We start from the raw sequence: 19,710 nt of genomic DNA, 5'->3' as shown, positions 1-19,710 counted from the left end.
CATGAAAGCTATATCGCTGTTTCGAAAAACCTCACATCAAGAAAGCGGTTTTTACGCGCTCTTCCTCACCAATAGGATTCAAATGCTTTATTATATGATTGTCATGCCCTCAGCCCTCGTTCAACCGTATATGTTATTGGCGATTGTAGCAATGGGCATAGCCTCCCAATTTTGCCTATATATGCTGTCCAAGTGGTTCGCAACCCCCTACTCTGCCCAAGGGTACCAGGGTTTTGAAAGTTTATTCGGAAAAACAGGCATCAAAATTTTAGCTTTGGCATGCTTGCCGCTCCTTTTGCTCAAGATCTCTTTCATTTCAGTCAGTTATGCCGATATCATGCAGCAATTTGTTTTTCCTTCTATGGATCGAGAATGGCACATTGTGTTTCCTTTTATCCTTAGCTGCTATTTGGCGCTGTTTGGAATGGAAAACATGGTACGGTTCGTAACGATCGTGTTCATTGGAACGATTTGGATCTTCTTTTTGTATATTCCGTTTTTTTTGGTGCAATCAAATTCGATTCACGATCTATACCCTCTCATTCCGATTGGCCCAGAGCCGTTTGCATGGAAATCACTACTGCTCGTTTTTTCGTCGTTATCCGGACCTGAATTTTTAATCGCTATTTCATACTGGCTGAATCCGCCACGGAAAATGCTAAAATATTTGACGATCGCTAACGCCATCTCGGTCGGCGAGTATCTCTTTATTTCCATTGCGTCCTTGCTCTTCTACGGCTCCAAATACTTGCCAACCATCAAATACCCGAACGTGGAGATGGGGCGCTACCTGCAATCTCCTATATTCGAAAGGGTCGATATTATCCTGATCTCGGCATATATGTTCAGCTTCCTTTACTCGATCGCCTTGTTCGTGTTAATGATATATGGCGCATCTCGTATATTAGGCAAGACGAAGACAAGCACTACGCGTATTGGGCTCATCGTTAGCGGCTGTGCGGCGATGGCCGTCACTCTTCCGATCAGTAAATGGTTTTGGGAGCCCGGGCTCGAACAGGCCTTTTGGCTCGACCTGCAGATGTGGGCAGGATCCGCCACTTATTTGTTATCACCTCTCCTCATCTGGATCGCGATCAAGCGCAAAGCCAGGACAACGTCATGAAACGCTTCGTACGAGCAACGCTTGTGCTGCTATCGTTTTCTTTGTTGACATTCGCATGCGGTTGCGTCCTCTTACCAGAAAACAATATGATCGAAGAAATCACGCCGATCATTTTCTGGTCCGTACAGGGTGGAGGAGAAGAAGACGGAAAGATAACAATCAGCACGCTCGTCCCTCCTCTTATCAAGGAGAAGAAGCGAGTCCTTACCCTTAAGGTCTCTCTATTGAATGAAGGCAATAAGGGGTTTAATTTGAACTATTATAACGAACTGAAGGCCGGTCAAATCCGCTTGCTGTTCGTGGACGAAGCTTATGCGAAACGGGGATTGACCCGTCTTATCAATACCGTCCTGACCGATCCGAACATTTCGCAACGGCTGTACTTAGTCATCACGAGAGGCAACTTTAATGAATTCCTCGCCAAACACTTGGATGAAACAGATAATATCGATTATTACCTTTATCGCATGTTCAAACATTATGAGAAGAAAAAACAAGGCGAAATTACTGTCGTCAATTTGCACCAGTTTATGAAAATGCTGTACTCTCAGGTTTCCGATCCCCAACTACCAGTATTTCGCGCAGAAGGCGAACAGTTCCTGTACGAAGGCACAGCATTTTTTGACCGGGACAGTATGGTTGCGGAGATACGAGGAAAGGACGATCAAATCAACCAATTGTTGTATAGGGACAGATTCGTACGATATTTAGTCCTTCCTGAACTCGCGGTTACGCTAGGACATATTCGCGTGCATACCCGTAAGAAACTAACCCCGGATTTATCATCCCTGACCATCGAAATCGACATGAAGGGAAGAATTGATGAATTGGATTCGCTCGCAAGAATCGAGGAAAACTTCCAATATGCCGCTCTCGCACAAAAAATCGAACGGTACTTGGAGGAGAATGTCATCCGCTTGCTATCCCAAATGCAAAAATTGCAGATTGACCCCCTTCAAATCGGGGCGTTGACTGCTAAACCGTTCTCCAAACCAATAACCAGAGATACATGGGATCGGCATTGGTCTACTATGAAGATTAATGTAAAAGTGCGGCTACATTTAGAGCCTCTGACGAACGTGAAATAGTAAGTTGGAATCATGTTCAAAGAGCTCGGCCTGTCACTGAATCTGGGTTTTCAATGCTTGCGTTTGCTGTGCTTCACGATGCCTAAAATACACGGAAAGCACTCAGGCGGCGGCAAATGGAACAGCAACAGCCCCGGACGAGAAAATAAAGTCCTAGACTGTTGCTGTCTTATTGAACTCAGAGGGAGCCTCGCGCTTCGTTGGCGTTGTCCGATCCCAAGTGATATCAAGCATTTCGTTTTTTTTTCACATTTTTAAGTTACATTATAGTTGGTTTATCACCCGGAAAGCGATTACATTAAATTTGATCCATGTACATCAGTAACCATTTTGCCTGTTTAAGTAAATCAGCCCAAACTCAATCTCAATAACAGGTGAATCCACTCATGAACCGGAACGTTCTAGATTCCAGTTATAAAGAGAAGTCCAAAATGTGATGCCGTTTGATAATAACCTCTTTCTATTTTTGACCTAACTAGATAACAACCGCTCTTTGCCCTACTTACACATACATAAAAAATGTTGTGCTCTTCCTTTATTATTCTTTCGGTTGTACTTCTGTAACTAGGTAAGTTTCCTTCATCCATTCCTAATATCACAATAGTTTCAAATTCTAATCTCTTTTGAGTAATGACGAGTAGATGGGTAAAATCACATCAACAATGGTTCCTTCGTTGACCGTGCTTTCGATGTGAATACTCCCTCCGTGTTCGTGGACAATCTTGTTGCCGACCATTAGGCCTAATCCCGTCCCCTTTTCTTTGGAACTATAAAAGGGTTCTCCAATGGATTTAATTCGTTCCGATGAAATGCCACTTCCTTGGTCTATAAATCGAAATTTGATAAACTCTGAATCGAGGCATAGAATCTGTGTTTTGATGATTCCACCGTTTGGCATAGCGTCAACCGCATTCTGGAGAATGTTAATAAATACTTGCTTGATTTGATTCTCATCGCAGTAGATACGTGGTACTTCTGAGTCGTGTTCTTCAATAATTTCAATGGTGTTTAATATGGATTGTGTACTGAATAACAACACCACCTGTTGTAAAACAACCGCCGCATCAACTTCTTGTATTTTCGGAGTTTGGGGTTTGGCAAGCGTTACAAATCCCCATAATATAGCTTCCAATCTCCCAACCTCAGATAGAATCAATTCAATAAACTCGGGTTTTTCGTTACCTTGTTGTAACAGCTGGGCGAATCCCTTGATCGAGGTTAGAGGATTTCTAAACTCATGTGCAACCCCTGCCGCCATTTGTCCTACTATCGAAAGCTTTTCAGTTCGTAGAAGGAGTTCTTCTGCCTTCTTTCGTTCCGAAATATCACGAGACCCGTACACGCATTGCATTACTTTGCGATTTTCATCAAATATAGGAGTGCCTCTTGTCTCGATATATACCCAACTGCCATCTGCTTTTTTACACCTCCACTCAAAATCGAACGTTGATTCTAATGTAACCATGTCATCGAATTGACTCTTAACGTACGCAAGATCGTTAGGATGAACGAAATAAAAAACAGAATTCCCTTCAAATTCGCTGGTCGGAAACCCCAAGACCAATTCATGGGACGGCGAGGCGTATAGAACTATACCTTCCATATCCACGACACCGACTAAATCCTGGGTATTTTCGGCAACAAAACGATACTTTTCAGCCGTTTGTGGCGGGGTCCAATCGGGATGTTTCATTGGGTCAAATAATAGTTTGGTCACACCTTACTCCTCCTATAGAACATTCGATCTTATTTCAAATTCTTCATTTTTGATTCATGTACATACTAATGTCAAAAGTTATGTATCTAACATATCCCACTCATCACCAAGTACCCAACGTAATGCAGAAAGCTTGCCGTTAATCATTCCCCACTCAAAGCCATCTCAGAGGCCATGGTTTTTTAAGCCAATTCTTTCTTCGACCTTAGCCGCCGCTCTGAGTGCACTGATTTCCGTCAGCCTTCTCGGTTCCTCTGACCAATTATGTTCAATCATTAAGTCATCAAAATGTTCTGGTTCGATGTGCTGAAGCGCTTCACTAAGAGTAATAAAATAATACGATTTTGTTAGTGAGAAGCACAAAGAGGTAGTTTTTTACACGCATTTGGTTGGCTAAAGTCATTAGTGTTATGCGAGATAAAGACAAAGCGATTATCAGATACTTCGTCTTCTCTAATAATATCCGAGTAAACCTCAATAAGAATCGCATCTTCTATTCCATTGCGTTGTCTGTGAAAGGGAGCGAGTTTGTCGATTGCACTTTGAGGTGCCCGGAGCTTCACAGAATCTGAAATTTCAATAATTGTAGATCTTTCAAATAATTTTTCAATCCGGTCAATTGTTTCAAATGCAGCCTCTCCCAAAATAGGAAGACGATGATCAACATCATTAAGCTGTGTTATTACACTGTTTTTTGTTGTGGATCTCCAAACTTTTCCACAACTTCTTTAACACGTTTAAAAGTACTGGATAGACTACGAGTACTCTACTCTATAACACGATCTTTATTTCGAGCAAATTCTTCAACTACAACTCTTGGAAGAATTAATTCAATATGTCTCTGATCAATTAGTTCTTCAAGAGCAGCCAGAATCGTCTGTTGATGGTAATCCTTCCCGAGATCAAGCCAAACGCAAGTATCAATAAGAATTCTATACAAAAACCATTAATCCTTTCAAAATATTGAAATTTAGAAGTAGGCAAGTTAGATCGGGCATACCAAATCGGGTTTGTGTTGCCGATGCTCCATAAGCCACCAATGAAACTCTAGTTCCTTTTCATTGTGACAAGGTAGTTTGATCAGAAATAACGGAATGTTTTCGTAACGAAATGGAACATTATCAAACTCCAAACCAAGTGATTCCGTATTCTTAGTGATTTCTAAACAGCTGTAAAAATGATTGAGAGCAAAATGAGCAAGTACTCTGTTGATAAACCCAATTGTTGCTGTGAGATGTTTATACTTCCAATAGGGCTTGCCGTATTCCCATTTGGTAACAATGTCTCATAATGCAGAGTCATCTTGTTTAGACATGAACTCCATTTCATATTTGCTTCGTTCTCTTGAAGGCCGATATTTATTGTCTACCTGTCGCGTATGTGTATGTCCTTCAATAAATTTTTTCCAAGTTACATATGCAAACGCATAAGGGCGTTCAATCGGGGCATATCAATGAGATTGCAATTCTGTTGACTGTAACTTATGGATCTTCTACTTAATACTTCCCCATTACCGAATTGGAGCAGAATATCTTTCGTTGTAATGCAATTTGCGTACTTAAATTTTCCAAAAATTCCCCTAGGTGATTCGTAATCTGAGATCCAGTCCGGACAATTCATTCTTAAATATGAAAGTAGCCTCAAAAATAATTGAGTCGTAATTTAGAGGACTTGGAAAAATAAAAATCTGGTTAACTTCTTCAAACATTAAATCTATTGCAGTTGGATTTCTATACTGTCTTTGAATTAATAATCTAACTCTATGATCCCTGTTTGCTGGTATAGACATTGATAAATTTTCATTTACATAATGATTCGTCCACATAAACAATTCTTTGATACAGGAATCATGAAACCATCCAGATGAATCCATTAATTGATCTAAGTCGTTTTGGTTATGTAAGTCAATCCATTTTGTTTAGGCATAGGGATAACCTCATTTTGAACTTCGATATTTACCTGAAATATTCGACAATTGATTTTATTATCCTGCCCGTTACTTCAATGAGCAATAAGAGCCACGTTAGAGCAGCTCCTGCGGACATGTTACCCGTTAGCATACCTTCTTGAAACAATTCGTCAAAGTTGCACACTAATTTCTATAACAAAGGGAACCAAACAAACTACAAATACATATAGATGCCTATAGAGTTTTTAATGAGTACTTGTTCGGTGCAGCTGTCGTGTCAATTCTGAACTTTTTTAGAAAACAACTTCTCTATCATCGCTGAACAGGATGCAAACATTTCGGCATGCTTATGCTGCGAGGGAGGTAAGTAATTTGCCGTTTAAACCACATCCCAATAATACGGCTATTGTAATCACAGACCCACAAAATGACTTTATGAGTCCTGGGGGAAGAGGCTATCATCTGACTAAAGGAACTATTGAACGAAACAATACTATACAAAACCTTGAACTATTAATGAGAACTGCCATGAATAAGGGATACCAACTTTTCATATCGCCCCATTATTTATACCCTCATGATTATGGCTGGCAATTTACAGGAAATGAACAAAAGATGCTATTAGATCTTAGAATGTATCAAGTTGCAAATGCGTACACACCACCGTCATTTGGAGCTGATTTTGTTCATTCTTTCAAACCTTATATTTTTGATAGAAGAACCGTCATTGCAACTCCTCACAAGGTTGCCAGCCCACAAACAAATGACTTGGAATATCAGTTACGACAACATAGAAAAGAGAAGATAATTATTGCAGGGGTACTTTCCAACGTTTGTGTAGAGTCACATATGAGGCATCTAATCGAAACTGGTTTTGAAACAGCTGTTGTGTACGATGCCACCGCAACAATTAGTGAAGAGGATTTTCAAGCCGCCGTTACCAATTATAAAGCATTTGCCAGTGCTACTTGGACGACACAGGAGGCTATTTCAAACTTATAAATCAATATCTCCAATGGTAATTTCCTATACAACTTGTCCGAACTGTCACCAAGTGGTTGCTTGGTCAGAATAAGGGCTTGGAATAACGGATGAATTTAGATAGCACAACCCCCTCTAATCTGTTCGGAGGGGTTATTCTTGCTTTGCACAAACATAAAGGATCCATTTCCATTCTTCATCTAAACTGCCCGTTAGTTGAGCGCTACATTTAACTTATAGGCATTCGGACATTGTTCTTGTCACAAATCGACAATCGGCTCAAGTTCTTGACATTGTCAATTGACAAGAACTTGAGCCGATAAATAAAAAAGCCCGCAGTTTATGCGGACTTGATTCGGACAATGTTCGTGTCATCCGACATTATTATTGTCCCCCATCACTTATTACATCACTTCTTAACGGGGTAGCATCAGGAAAATGCGGATTTACAACGTTAATGAAATTACAACATTAAATACCCTTGATCCATCCAAGATCAAGGGTATCCTGTTTAGCAAAATGAAGCTTTTGTTAAACTAGTGTGTTGAAATTTTTTTTTTAATTATCTTGTTATTTAGCCGGTATTCGAGTGCCATTTATAATTATTGCTTTAACTTTGGTAATATCTAAAGGTGCTTTCGTATCCCAACTTGAATTGAAGGTATGTTTATCAGAATTTTGGCTTCCTCCACCACCTTCCAATGGGATAATACCGTCTACTGTTTCAACTTCAAGTAGCATATCACTGACCATGCAATTCTCACCATTATAGGTACCGATTACTTGTAATCCTAAAGGACTGAGGGTTATATATTCAAAAAGATGACCTTCAACTGAAATATCATTTTTCCAAGTACGTAAATTGGCAGTTGTATCACTTGAATTTGCCGCCACATTCCAGTTGCCTTCAACCCCAGAATAAACGGAACCAGTATAATAAAGAGTGTATTCACTAAGATTTTCGCTGCTTACAGGAAATACAAATTCTTCATATTTATATTTAGCGTCATCATAATCGTTATTTTCAAGATCAAGAAGGTTATTTTTCTTATCACTGAGAAATACCAAACTATAATCATAGGAGATTAAATTACCGTCTGGACCCTTTAAAGAAAGCATGGCATCACTAGGACCAAACTCTTTATTAAAAATTTTCCCAATCTGTACATGCAATTTTCCATCTACAATACCAATATTTGAAACCCATTGATCTTTTTGACCATGGGGCATGGAAGCATAATCCCCTGGCATAAGTGCCTCTGTTAATGAACTGAGATCACTTGGTACATTACTGCCACCCCAAATCTGTGCTTTTTCAATAGGAATCGTTTCTACATCGTCAATTCCTGTAAGGGATACGGAAATGGGTTCGTCTGTATAGGCTTTTTCGCTAAAATAAATAAGGAAACTGCCAAGCTCCAACGGATCTGTTAATGGTGTGTTTGGATCAGCCGTTATATTAAACTCATAATAAATGGTATTCGTATCTTTATTAAAATTAAGCATTTTTTGTTTCCATGACATGCTGGCTGATAAAACTTCGTCTTCACTTTTGGCTCCCTCTTTTGTTGGTGAATGCATTTTTACATTGAATCCGTCTCTAAAATCAGTTTGTTCCGTCAATCGGTTTTGACCTGTTCTATCCTGAAGAGATAGGTAAATAATCGCCCTATTATCATATTTCTGTGCACCGATAACTTCCATGCGAATTCCTTCGTCCTCACTATAGACTCCTACTGGTTCAACAATCTTACCAAAATCAGGATTAAATCTCTCTATGAACCAATCAAAATTCCCTAAAGATGCAGCAGTTACACTAGTAACTAATGCGAACGATATCGCAATAGCTGCAATTGTTGACCTTGTCCACCGTTTGCGGTGTCTAGCAGGCATGTCAACACTACCTTCATACAATCGGCTTTTAACCTGTTCTGCAAGTTTACTTGAATCAACCGTAATTTGGGAGAACATTTCATGTATATGTTTTTCGTCCATATTAAATTTGCCCATAGTTAGACTCCTCTCTACCATATGCAATATTAAGATATTTAACTATTTCATCTTTGGCACGTTGATATTGTTTGCGTAATGCAGCTGGAGAACTTCCTGTAAGCTGAGATAGTTCCTCGTAACTCTGCCCATCCATAATCCGCCCATATAACAAGGCACGTTCCATAGGTTTAAGCTTCTGTAACGCACGAAGCATCTCATCACTCAAACCTATATCTTTCTCTGGTAAAACGACTTCACTACGAATATCATGAAAATATAGGATTTTACGCTTTTTCAGTTGATTTAAACAGCGATTATAAGTAATTTTGTACAACCATGCGGATAGGTTATTGCCATTAAAATTATTCCGATTTTGATAAGCTGAAAGAAAGACTTCTTGTACAATATTTTCTGCTTCATGATAATCACATAGAATCGCCGTTGCATAGCGAAGGAGTTTTTCACCATAGAGATTGATTATCTCTTCCAGTTCATCTTCTCCGCCATTAACAAACCTTTTTCCAATGTCTATTTCCTCCATAAGCTCACCTCCTTATATTTATCAGTCGACTGTACCCTTATAACAGTTCAAAGAGCTGTTTTGTGACATAATTTTTAATTCAATCGATATTTTATTAATTAAAAATGAAAGTGTCGAATCTTGGAGTCACGTCCAGCGTTCCGAAACGAACAAATTCTATCTAGCTACTTGGGCATAGCGCGGATTTCAAAAAAAAGGAAACCGATCCGTCTGACCCAAGTCGATAATAACTCAAATAAACCGATAGTTAATTCTATCGGTTTATTTGTTCAGCATCCATAGATTAGAAAGTTTGATTCCCGCTACTCAATAACAATGTAAAATTCTAATAAAGCCAAATCATTTGAAAATATTTGTTCCTCAGAAGCTTTAAAGATCAGATCGTTGTATGCTTTACTTCATGTTCATTTACTTGAATCTCAGAATCCCAACATCTAAACTTTCTTTGCTGGCATAAAAATGCACCCCCTAGAATTACATCGGATTTACCCAGGGGTTTTTCCAATGTCTATTCTAGGGGGTGCACTTCACCTGCTTTTTACATTGTTTGTTATGATGTTAATGAATAGTAGATCATTCACTTCATTGATTTATAATATTCCGCAAAAACGTCTGCGAAAGCCACAGCTGTATCAAGATTCTCTTGCAGCGTGTTGTTTACTCCCCCAAATTCGAGCAGCAGGCTTCCGTTAGAGACGGACTGGTTGTATTCAGCATTCCCTTGATTAGCACTTTTTAGCAATATGCCTCTCGAAATGCCCGGATACTTTTTGTTCAAAAGCCCGTTCAACGCTTCGGCAAACTTTTTGTTTTCCTTATGAGTAGGGTTAGCGTCTCCAATGACGAACATAATGCGAGCATACGTTTTCCCATTAATAACTACCGTTGTTTTGTTGCGCGGAATATCCGCATCCCGATGTATATCGAAGAAATAGGTCAAGGAAGCATGTGACTTCATTGCCTTGTCTACTGCTTTACGCGATTCGGCATAGGCTTTCGTGTAGCTTAATTTCTGTTCATTCAGCTTTACAGTAAAATCGGTTTCTTCAACAATTGAAGATATCCCCTTTTTCTGCAGGCTCTCCGCCAGCTGCTTGCCTACAAGCGTAATGTTCACTTTCGGATCATCAAAGGAAGTCCCCTTCGTACTGCTTGAAACATTTTTCCAAGACTCACGATTATGCGTATGGTAGATATACACTTTACTGCCGCTTTGGCTGACAACTCCTGTATTCACCACCCACTTGGCAACGTAAGCGGTTCCTCCGCTTGGCAGCGAAACCTGATACCAATCGTCTTTTAATCCTAAGACAGGAAACGATTCGCCCGCCCTTGCTTTGGTAACAATCTCATAATCTAACCCCGGCCCTTTGCGTAAATTCGTGGTGTCCACTATGTTTACTATTACTTCCTTATCTTTTGAACCGCTGGTCTGTTCATTTTTATCCGGTTTTTGTCCATTATTCGTAGAAGATTGATTGCTGTCACTCGGCGCGGTTTCCACTACCCAATTTGCTACATAAGCCGCGCCGCCGTCTGAAAGAGATACTTTATACCATTCTCCTTTGGTGCCAATAATAGGGTAGGATTCGCCTGCCTTCGCTTTGGCGACAACGTCATAATCCAGCCCTGGTCCATTGCGTAAATTAGTAACAGCCACAATATTTGCAACGGTTACTTTATTTTGAGCAGATGCAATCTGCGCGTATTGTTCAGCTCCCCCGCTCAGCGTCTTCCCTGTCGATAAACTCTGAATAGATGCATATGCAGCATCCGCTCCACTGGATAATAAAGCAAAAATGACGGTTCCACCCAATAATTGATTTCTTAGTTTCAAAGCTAGCTTTCCTCCATTCAAAGACTTGTTCTACCAAATTCGACAACAATGGAGGAAAATCCTTCTATTCTGCAATCCACAAAGTAAAAACGAGACTATATTCCAAAAATAAAACATATAAATGTACTGTTAACAAAAAAGGCGTATAACAAATATCATTGTCTTACCAGTGCATTTAATATAAAGAGTTTCTCGAAGATGGGTGATAGATATGTTTCATGCCCTTCAGGGTGGTTTTTTTGTGAAAAATTTGGACTTTTTTCGGCATTCGGTACATATTCTTGACATTGCATATTGCCAAGAATATATACCGATAAAAAAAAAAAGCGCGATTTACTTGGAAATTAATCGGCTCATATTCTTGTCATCCAACAATATGTTGTCACTGTATGATTATTTCTAAATCAGATATAAAAATAACTTCACTATTCCGGTCTTCGGATTAGTCTTAACGGTAATCTCAACATTCATATCATTGATACTTTGTCATCTTATTACGTATTAACTATTTATTCACTTCAGCTGAAATGAACCACTTTAAAATGCATTCATGCTAGCACAGCGAGAATCATTAGATGAACTATATTCAAAAAAAAGGACCCACAATTCGGGTGTATTATTAACTTTAATCTTTCCGTGATCGTTCGAATAAGTTCATACGAACGGATGCATCTTTTCTTGTTCTGCACACCACCACGAAGTCATCCGCGTAACGCGTAATTACACCAATAGGATTCGCCGATCACTGATTCGCATAGCAATCACCTTCATTTGTTTGTAGGGGCTTGGCCCCTCCTATGGCCGGACTTATACCGGCTAGAAGATGCGTGCCTCGGGGCACGCGCTTAACGAAAAAGGAGCAGTTGCCGCGGCAATCTGCTCCTTGAATCTATTGAACTATCATTCCCCGTTAGCTTAATGACCTATGGGAATTAGTATAGCTATTTCTTAAATTTCTATTGCATTAAAAAGAAATGGTGCGCCTGCTAAATAATTTTTTATTATAGCTTGTGCATAAGGCTGTTCTTCCTTTAGCCCCTCGGTTTCCCTTGGATCAGGGGCATGGTGACAATAATTCTCGATCCTTGCCATCACTGTAAAACTTTCCAATGCTGGAAGCCAGTCACCTTCTAGTCTCCTCTTGCTTTCATAACCTTCAATTAGTAACTTTCTTTGCCAAGGATAAAGCCCCAAAATTGTATGTGCTATATCATATAGGAAGTGTCCAAATCCACATCTCCCAAAATCAATTGGACGAGGTTCTCCATTATGAAATACAATGTTCCCTTGGTGCAAATCACCATGAATTAATCCGTAGCTCTCATCATCTTTGCTAAGATTATTAATCCAGGAGAGTATCCTTTCAGCCGCCGTTTGATACAACTGGAATTCGGCATCTACAAGGAACCGATCGTAATGTTGCGTTAAACGAGTCATAGCATGCCTAAAACTTTCCTCACCCCAAAAAGGGCGTATGAAGTTAGAGGTCAATTCGAAATTTTGTGATACTTGATGGAGCTTTGCCAAGAGGATTCCCTCTCTATTGATTTGATCTTCAGTAAGACCGCCACTCGCTTCCACTCCCTCTACCCAACGCATCAATGAAGCGTAACCTAAGTACCCATTCTCCAAATTAATTCTTACGGTTTTGGATCCATTGCGGTCTAATATCCCCTTAGGAAGGGTAATATCCATCTCTTCATTCAAAGCATCAAGCCAAACGAGTTCAGAATCTATTTCTTCTCTACTCATTCCTGCATGAATACGGAGTAACAAATCCCCTTCCTTACTTGTTTTTATTATAAATGTACATGTATCTGATAATTGCTTGAAACTTATTTGTTCCCAATCCAAATCATAGTTTTGAAGCGCCATCAAAGCCGCTTGTTTTGACTGTGTAATAATCCGATTAATTTCTTTTTCAGAATCTATCTTAAGCACCTCAGTCATGACCATCCCTCTAATCCCTTGAATTCCCATAGTACAGGAACAATGTGTAATCCGTACTTTAAAGCAAAATGACATCAGCCCTTAAGTTCCTTCCAGTAGACTATTACCAACTTCAGATCAGTCTACTGATATTTAGACTTTACGATCATATAGAATATCTTAACACAGCGAATAATTGAAGAATGGGCGACTTTGATTTTAACTATATTTTCTGTACAATGTTCAACTATCCTGCCCGTTAGTTGAACGTATGATTGTCAAGACTTGGGTGACAACTTCTTCGTACTTACCCAATACTTCAAAAATCAGTTCACAGGATCATGTACTTTAGTCCACCCATCCGTGTTTCCAATGGTTCTAAAAGTTCCGTTTATGATATGGAAGACCCTCGCCTTCTTCGCAATACTGTTTAAGACTGTACAAAAAAATAGCCCAGTTATAATTACATACACGATAAAATGCGGTCACTTCCTCCCAATTCATCTGACGAAAAGTGATTGAAGTCTTCCCGTTTTTTTCCGCCATATCAAAAGAAATTGTCGTACCGATCCATTCTGGATCTGAATCAACACATTGCCACAAAACCTTTTTATCGGTAACAAGCTCATCAACTCGCATCTTTGTTAAGCCTTTGCCGCCGAATCGGAACTCATTTATACAACCGATCTGATTATTGACTATTAGTTCATTTGTCCATATTTCTGAAAGTCCTTTTGCAGTGGTTAATGCTTCATATACCGTTGAAGCTGGAACATTCACGGTCTGTAAGTGCTCGATATTTGCCATTTTGCTCATTCCCCTTCTTTAAAAGGATTTGATTTATGTAATTATTTGTATACGAATATTATACCATGGTACGGTTGATGTGATTTCATTTCGATTGCTCATTTTTGAAATAACGCATTAGGGAAGGTTGTTTAACTAAGCTGCCATTAGCTGTTAAAAGAAAATAAACCATTAGACTAGGAAAATATAGTATTACTGGGCAAGGCAGTAAGCTAACCGAATGGATAGTGCGGTTGATACCACCCACTTTGTGGTAATATTATTTGGTAGTACAGCATTGCGGACACTACCCGCAAACATATCGACTGATTGATTTCATTTATGCAATTGCTCCTCTAAGTGATAACTTAACGCTTAATAAGCCCGGCAGCGGATCAGAAATCCGCTGCCGGGCTTATTGTTATGAACTAAAAGAACTTCTTTACATTAAATTTGGAATACTGCCTGCTAACGTAACCAAGTTGCCGATCCCGCTGGAAGCTTGGTCCTGGTACTTGATTGAACTAACGTTACCCGTTAGTTCAACGACAGATACTTTTCTTATGGTAAGGTTCTCCGTGCTATTTATAATGGCAAGTTTTAAGAACTTTCCATCTGCTCATTTTAGCATCGCACTGGCAATTGTCAAAAAGTCCTCCCGACCGATCTCAAAATGACCGTAGCGAAAGGAATACCCACAATTTCGGTTCCCGCGAGTGAAGCTAAGCTTTTCTAAAAGATCTCTAATCTGTACCTCACGGCATGAAATATAGCGGATATTTCTGCGTAATGGTACAAATGATTCTGACATCTGATATTCGTAGACTTTATCATCATCAACTTCCCCGATAGCGGTGAACGCTTGGAGTGGTGCCCCTTTCCTCATTTCTGTTCTCGGGGAATAGTAGATCAACCAATCGCCTGCTCGCATCTTACGTAAAGGTGCTGACTTGCCGTGACAGAGCTGAGCGAATCCCTCCAACTCTCCACACTTCACATGGGATGCGGACACGACACCAATCCAGAAGCGGTTTTGTTGGCTTATTTCATCCATTTGCATACCTCGAAATCTCTTCCTTTTTTAATTAATGTTTATGTCGCTTCCCGTACCAATCCTTGTTTTAAGCGGTCCAGCTGCAGAAGATGATGACGGTAGTGCATCTCAACAAGCAGAAACCATTCCTCTGCACACAATCCACCGAATCTCGGATGGGACACTATATTTTGTTTGGACACTTTTTCAAGGGTAGGTTCAATGTCCTTCATTCTCTGGATAACAGTGTGTAAGCCTTGAATTAGCTGCTCTTTGCTTTCCGGCTGCTCCGGAGTATAGTGTGGGGAAGGCGGAATATGAATACGAGTGGGCGGGAAGCTTCCTTGAGAAAATATAGCCACACCAACCTCGGTTTTTTCCGTTCCAGGTACCATGGGATATTGGCTTGGAATCAGGCATTGATCAATATTACGAAGCTGCATATAAAGCGCCGAGCTAATGAGATGTTGAAGCATCTGTCCGATTGACCACTCGTTGTCACTTTGCTTTTGCCTCAGCTGCTCCAGACTGAATTGATTCAGTTCTTGAATATAATGTGTCGCTGTTTCCTCAAATCGTTGTAATGCTAACTTTGTTGTAATCATCATCTATCATCGCCTCTAATCATCTTTTTTTCTAAGTATACAAAAACGCTACTGACACCATTATGTCAGTAGCGTTTTAACGTTTTTTTCAGTTCGTTTCTAACCCGATGTCGGAAGGATTCTGGCTCCAGCACAACCACTCCGCATCCCCAGCCGAGCACCCAATGCAGCAATTCCTCAGGCTGCCGAACACGTAAGGTCACCAGCAACCCTTCCGTATGATCCTCTATGGTTTCTATATAGAAGTTGTTCGATTCCCTTACCTTATCAGCAATGTCAGGTTGGACCCATATGCGCACAAGGACGTCGCGATCGTCTGGAGGCTGGTATACATCTAAAAGGAAATTTGTTGGCAACATAAATCTATCTTCCAGCTCGATAAGCTCCGACATACGGGACAACCGAAAATGACGGATGTTTTGACGCAATTCACACCGTGCAACGAGTACCCATGCCCCTTGATGAAGCACAAGTCCATAGGGAGCAACCGTACGAACACTTTGGCGGTTCCCATCAGCCTCGGCAATTCTTTTGGAATAGCGGAATCTTATTTTTCTTTCCTCCAGTATCGCTCGACGAATCGCTTCCAAGTATGCCTTCTCTTGTATTCGTGCTATATCTTCTACGGAAGCAAGCAAACGAAAGCTCTTGCGAATCCGGGATGCCTCACTGCGGATCGGTTCCGGTAGGATGGCTTCAATCTTCCCTCTTGAAGTTCGAGACTTACTGCCATAGTGAACATCAAACCAATGCTCGATAAAATCTGTCCCGATGAGTAATGTCACTGCTTCTTCCACCGTGAAACTGACTGGCGGCAGGAAATACCCCTTCATTAAGGAGTATCCCTGCCCTGGCGCTCCTATCACGGATACGCCAGCTTCACTCAAAGCTTGAATATCCCTGTAGATGGTTCTCACGCTTGTTTCAAATGTAGCGGCTAAATCCTCGGCTCGTAACACATCGTTACGCTGCAGCTCAAGCACTATGGCTAACAAACGATCCGTTTTGTTCATGCACTGCACCCTTCTCCGATAGATTGTTTATACCAAATTTGTTATTATTAGACTTCTTTATTAGAGAAAAGAGAGGTCATCATATAACAATACAAGCACCTCCACTGAAAGTATATCACTAGGGTATCCTGCCTATTAGAAATTAAGATATTAGGATACCATAACACCTGATCATCAATGTGTAATCTTCAACTATCGTTTCCCGTTAGCTCATCGGTATTAGGTATACATTCTTTGCCATTTTAGGCAATCAGTACATATTCTTGACATTGCACTTTGCCAAGAATGTGTACCGATAAAATATAAAAGCCGCGATTTACGCGGTAATTAATCGGCTCATATTCTTGTCATCCGACATATGCAATCCCCATAGCCATACATACGTGTAGGAATTCAAGAATGTCAAATGACTGGTTTCTTTATTTCCAGTAATCCGTTTTGAAAATATGAATCGTTTTTATCGAACGCAATAATCTTTGCACAACCAATATAATTTTCAATTAATTTATTATTTACAACTTGAGTTTCCCGTCTTCTGGCCACGTTCTCTGCTTGTATATTTTAAATATATAAGACTGTTTACGAACAATTTTATAATTTCTCCAACTGAGCGCTGGTCACTTCCTTTGACTTTATCCCATTCCGGTAACGGTAGATGCATCTTCTAATGCTGAGGCTGCCTGCGCGCCTGTATTCCATCGAAGTACGTCAGGACAGAGAGAACTTTGTTGCTGAGCACGCCCCTGATTCAGCGTTCCGAAGGTCAAGCTGATTGAACCTATTAATCTCGTTTTGTCCGTTGAAGCAAAACTGTGTGCAAATAAAAAAATCCCTTATAGAATAAGAGATTTAATAACACCATACTTCTATTTCAAAGAGCACCAAGTTATTTAAAACAATTCAATCTGTTCATCTGTTAGGTGCATAACTAAAATAAACAACATTAATCGTTGATGCTTAGTTTTATACTTGAGAAAGTCAGGGGCCGTTAGACGAGTAACGGTCCCTGACTTTTAGATTACTTTAGGAATTCAACCACTCTTCAGCACCTTCGACACTATCGAAGGATTCAAAGGCAGTATTGATGTTATCAAATTCTACTGAGGAAGCAACAACGCGCTTCATGCTAATTTTTCCGATGGCCTTCTCTGGCAGAACGATAGCTACAAATTTGATACCGGAATCCTGAATACGTTGATTATGTACAGTACTGATCCATTTTTGATCTTCTTGACTGATAACGCTAAGTTTGCGATTATCAGAAATCATTCGTTGTGCTCCCTTTTGTTGCTGAAGCTCCATCGCTTTGTCACAGATGTCACGTAGTTCTTGACTATGTACAAAAGTGTTGAATTCCACGTGAACCGCCTTAGCTTTCTCATTCCATGATACCGTAGCACTATCTGTTGTGAAATATGTTGTCATGTAAATTTACCTCCGAAGTTTTCTTGTTGTTTTTTTTAAAACCTGGTTGAGTATGATGATAAATAATTCTATTAGTACTGGAACAGTAGACTTACGTTCTGCCAACCTGCACCGACTGTCCACAGGATAATATAGTCGCCACGGGAAACTTTACCAGTTTCAATAGCCTCGTACAGCGCGGTGAAAGGACTGTTAGTCGATGTATACCCGTATTTGTCGCCAATATATAGAGCTTTATCCTTATCAACGCCCAGACCTTCGATAACACCTTCGATATTGCCAGGAGCAAATTGAGATAGATAGTAACTAGCTACATCATCTTTTGTCAGTCCGTTACGCTCGAGCAACCTTTCGATTGAAGCTACAGCGATTTTCACAGGTGCGCTGGTATCGAACGGTTCAAACTTCATCCGAGGACCATCCTCAGGTTTACCCCAGCTGGAAAGCCCTTTTGCAGGGAAAAGTGCATTATCAATTACAGATGTATCTGTTTGATACTCAGAATCGATGAAACCAGTTCCTTCTGCTCGCTCAACAATAACAGCAAGAGCGGAATCAGCAAAGTTACAATCGAAGATAGGCTCCCCTAAACTATGAGTTGAGATGTAGTCAGCTCCTACAACCAGTACACGATTAATATAGTTGTTAGCGATGATATTTCTACTTGCTTGTTCGACGGCTACAAGAATGCCAGCGCAGTTACCGTTCAAGTCGAAGCAAGATGTTGTAAGCTTACCACCGATAGCTGCGTGAATCTTAAGAGCGTTTGTAGGAATAAGATACTCAGGGGTTTGAGATACGAAAAGAATCATATCAATATCTTCAGCAAGGAGCCCTGCCTTATCTAAAGCAGATTTAGCAGCAATAATAGCCATAGTTACAGCATTCTCATCTTCGTTATTAACAATATATCGAATATCTTTACCGAGAGAATTAATTAGCCCTCGAACATCGACACCTAAACCGTCGTAACGGTCGATATAGTACTGATTATCAACCTTTTGATCTGGTTGATAGAAAGCAATAGTGTTAATTTTGACCCCTTTAGCAATACCTTGAATTTCTTTGTTGTTATCGTGAGCTTCAGTCATTTTCAAATTTCCTCCTGATGTTATATCATCTCTATTTTTCTATTATTAAGTAATAGAGACAATAATTAAAAAGTATTGTGGGAGCAAGTCTACGCTTTCGGTTGTCGATAAGTTCTGAATTCAGAAAGCTTTTCATCAATACGATTCATATAATGTATTATCATTTGTTTATTTCTGGAATCATCCCTCCTTAATATTAGGATATCTTTTTTGTAATTATTCGTCAAATTACCATTTTACTCATTTATATGGACTCAGCCTATGATGAAAAAAAAGAGCGATCAATAATAATTGTGATCGCTTTAAAATGAAGCTCTTACTTCTGTATATGCTTCAATGATTCTTCTAATCTTTCATTGATTTTTTCTAAAACTAGACATTTTGTAGTTTGACCATTGCTCTTTTCTTCAATCTTGATATTTACTAAAATTTTATTTATATGTTCAACATCATCCACAAAAAAATTATATAAGCAACATTGGGAAAAGTTTCAAAATAGAGGCTTCAACTGCAAAATAAACCATGATTAATAATTATATTCTCTCATGTCGACGGTGAATTGTTGATAATATAACATGTGACACATCTTATATACTTGCCACATATTTGTATTTGTCTGATTGGCAACCGTCTTTTTTCG

The 19,710-nt window shown here is 39.7% G+C and carries 17 protein-coding genes; 3 read left to right on the top strand and 14 right to left on the bottom strand.

Going from position 1 to position 19,710, the window contains the following annotated elements:
• Position 1 precedes the first annotated feature (1 nt).
• Both AC0YOD_RS05900 and AC0YOD_RS05895 read left to right on the top strand, forming a co-directional pair.
• Positions 2-1,123 (top strand): GerAB/ArcD/ProY family transporter, encoded by a 1,122-nt coding sequence (locus AC0YOD_RS05900; protein ID WP_475798283.1) that lies wholly within the window; start codon positions 2-4, stop codon positions 1,121-1,123.
• Positions 1,120-2,211 carry a Ger(x)C family spore germination protein gene (locus AC0YOD_RS05895; protein ID WP_475798282.1) on the top strand — a complete coding sequence of 364 codons (1,092 nt, stop codon included), beginning with the start codon at positions 1,120-1,122 and terminating at the stop codon, positions 2,209-2,211. The genes AC0YOD_RS05900 and AC0YOD_RS05895 overlap by 4 nt, the downstream gene beginning before the upstream one ends.
• 401 nt (positions 2,212-2,612) lie before the next feature.
• Here AC0YOD_RS05895 and AC0YOD_RS05890 read toward each other — a convergent pair whose 3' ends face one another.
• From AC0YOD_RS05890 to AC0YOD_RS05875, 4 genes are all read right to left on the bottom strand, one after another.
• Positions 2,613-2,798 (bottom strand): 3'-5' exonuclease, encoded by a 186-nt coding sequence (locus AC0YOD_RS05890; protein WP_475798281.1) that lies wholly within the window; start codon positions 2,796-2,798, stop codon positions 2,613-2,615.
• 26 nt (positions 2,799-2,824) lie between these two features.
• Positions 2,825-3,928: an ATP-binding protein gene (locus AC0YOD_RS05885; protein WP_475798280.1), complete on the bottom strand. Its 1,104-nt coding sequence runs from the start codon at positions 3,926-3,928 to the stop codon at positions 2,825-2,827.
• Between the two features lie 347 nt (positions 3,929-4,275).
• A complete protein-coding gene (locus AC0YOD_RS05880) occupies positions 4,276-4,572 on the bottom strand; it encodes a PIN domain-containing protein (protein ID WP_475798279.1) in 297 nt (98 codons plus the stop codon).
• Positions 4,573-4,694: 122 nt separating this feature from the next.
• Positions 4,695-4,868 carry a PIN domain-containing protein gene (locus AC0YOD_RS05875; RefSeq protein WP_475798278.1) on the bottom strand — a complete coding sequence of 58 codons (174 nt, stop codon included), beginning with the start codon at positions 4,866-4,868 and terminating at the stop codon, positions 4,695-4,697.
• Positions 4,869-6,209: 1,341 nt separating this feature from the next.
• Here AC0YOD_RS05875 and AC0YOD_RS05870 point away from each other — a divergent pair.
• Entirely contained in the window at positions 6,210-6,839 is a 630-nt protein-coding gene (locus AC0YOD_RS05870) for a cysteine hydrolase family protein (protein WP_475798277.1), read from the top strand.
• A 549-nt stretch (positions 6,840-7,388) separates the two neighbouring features.
• Here AC0YOD_RS05870 and AC0YOD_RS05865 read toward each other — a convergent pair.
• The 10 genes from AC0YOD_RS05865 to AC0YOD_RS05820 form a co-directional block, all read right to left on the bottom strand.
• Complete coding sequence (locus tag AC0YOD_RS05865) at positions 7,389-8,828, bottom strand: hypothetical protein (RefSeq protein ID WP_475798276.1); 1,440 nt, start codon at positions 8,826-8,828, stop codon at positions 7,389-7,391.
• Positions 8,815-9,351, bottom strand: coding sequence for an RNA polymerase sigma factor (locus AC0YOD_RS05860; RefSeq protein WP_475798275.1), 537 nt, complete (start codon positions 9,349-9,351; stop codon positions 8,815-8,817). Before AC0YOD_RS05860 ends, AC0YOD_RS05865 begins: the two co-directional genes overlap by 14 nt.
• Positions 9,352-9,928: 577 nt before the next feature.
• On the bottom strand, positions 9,929-11,188 hold the full coding sequence (gene spoIIP / locus AC0YOD_RS05855) for a stage II sporulation protein P (protein ID WP_475798274.1): 1,260 nt from the start codon (positions 11,186-11,188) through the stop codon (positions 9,929-9,931).
• 948 nt (positions 11,189-12,136) lie between these two features.
• On the bottom strand, positions 12,137-13,138 hold the full coding sequence (locus AC0YOD_RS05850) for a phosphotransferase enzyme family protein (RefSeq protein ID WP_475798273.1): 1,002 nt from the start codon (positions 13,136-13,138) through the stop codon (positions 12,137-12,139).
• A 357-nt stretch (positions 13,139-13,495) separates the two neighbouring features.
• Positions 13,496-13,924: an SRPBCC family protein gene (locus AC0YOD_RS05845; RefSeq protein ID WP_475798272.1), complete on the bottom strand. Its 429-nt coding sequence runs from the start codon at positions 13,922-13,924 to the stop codon at positions 13,496-13,498.
• A 598-nt stretch (positions 13,925-14,522) separates the two neighbouring features.
• The gene (locus tag AC0YOD_RS05840) at positions 14,523-14,963 is read right to left on the bottom strand and encodes an EVE domain-containing protein (protein WP_475798271.1); all 441 of its coding nucleotides are present in this window, start codon (positions 14,961-14,963) and stop codon (positions 14,523-14,525) included.
• Between the two features lie 32 nt (positions 14,964-14,995).
• Entirely contained in the window at positions 14,996-15,538 is a 543-nt protein-coding gene (locus AC0YOD_RS05835) for a DinB family protein (RefSeq protein ID WP_475798380.1), read from the bottom strand.
• A gap of 68 nt (positions 15,539-15,606) precedes the next feature.
• Positions 15,607-16,554 (bottom strand): helix-turn-helix transcriptional regulator, encoded by a 948-nt coding sequence (locus tag AC0YOD_RS05830; protein WP_475798270.1) that lies wholly within the window; start codon positions 16,552-16,554, stop codon positions 15,607-15,609.
• A 1,023-nt stretch (positions 16,555-17,577) separates the two neighbouring features.
• Complete coding sequence (locus tag AC0YOD_RS05825; RefSeq protein ID WP_475798269.1) at positions 17,578-17,979, bottom strand: hypothetical protein; 402 nt, start codon at positions 17,977-17,979, stop codon at positions 17,578-17,580.
• Positions 17,980-18,050: 71 nt separating this feature from the next.
• Complete coding sequence (locus tag AC0YOD_RS05820; protein ID WP_475798268.1) at positions 18,051-19,070, bottom strand: 3-oxoacyl-[acyl-carrier-protein] synthase III C-terminal domain-containing protein; 1,020 nt, start codon at positions 19,068-19,070, stop codon at positions 18,051-18,053.
• Positions 19,071-19,710: the final 640 nt, after the last annotated feature.

Source organism: Paenibacillus sp. J31P13, from assembly GCF_056269295.1.
This window is presented reverse-complemented; position numbering and strand designations above follow the sequence as displayed.

Excerpts from the sequence above, each read along its gene's own strand:
- AC0YOD_RS05900 (WP_475798283.1), top strand. The coding sequence starts at position 2 with ATGAAAGCTATATCGCTGTTTCGAAAAACCTCACATCAAGAAAGCGGT.
- AC0YOD_RS05895 (WP_475798282.1), top strand. The coding sequence starts at position 1,120 with ATGAAACGCTTCGTACGAGCAACGCTTGTGCTGCTATCGTTTTCTTTG.
- AC0YOD_RS05890 (WP_475798281.1), bottom strand. The coding sequence starts at position 2,798 with ATGGATGAAGGAAACTTACCTAGTTACAGAAGTACAACCGAAAGAATA.
- AC0YOD_RS05865 (WP_475798276.1), bottom strand. The coding sequence starts at position 8,828 with ATGGGCAAATTTAATATGGACGAAAAACATATACATGAAATGTTCTCC.
- AC0YOD_RS05860 (WP_475798275.1), bottom strand. The coding sequence starts at position 9,351 with ATGGAGGAAATAGACATTGGAAAAAGGTTTGTTAATGGCGGAGAAGAT.
- AC0YOD_RS05850 (WP_475798273.1), bottom strand. The coding sequence starts at position 13,138 with ATGACTGAGGTGCTTAAGATAGATTCTGAAAAAGAAATTAATCGGATT.
- AC0YOD_RS05845 (WP_475798272.1), bottom strand. The coding sequence starts at position 13,924 with ATGGCAAATATCGAGCACTTACAGACCGTGAATGTTCCAGCTTCAACG.
- AC0YOD_RS05840 (WP_475798271.1), bottom strand. The coding sequence starts at position 14,963 with ATGCAAATGGATGAAATAAGCCAACAAAACCGCTTCTGGATTGGTGTC.
- AC0YOD_RS05830 (WP_475798270.1), bottom strand. The coding sequence starts at position 16,554 with ATGAACAAAACGGATCGTTTGTTAGCCATAGTGCTTGAGCTGCAGCGT.
- AC0YOD_RS05825 (WP_475798269.1), bottom strand. The coding sequence starts at position 17,979 with ATGACAACATATTTCACAACAGATAGTGCTACGGTATCATGGAATGAG.
- AC0YOD_RS05820 (WP_475798268.1), bottom strand. The coding sequence starts at position 19,070 with ATGACTGAAGCTCACGATAACAACAAAGAAATTCAAGGTATTGCTAAA.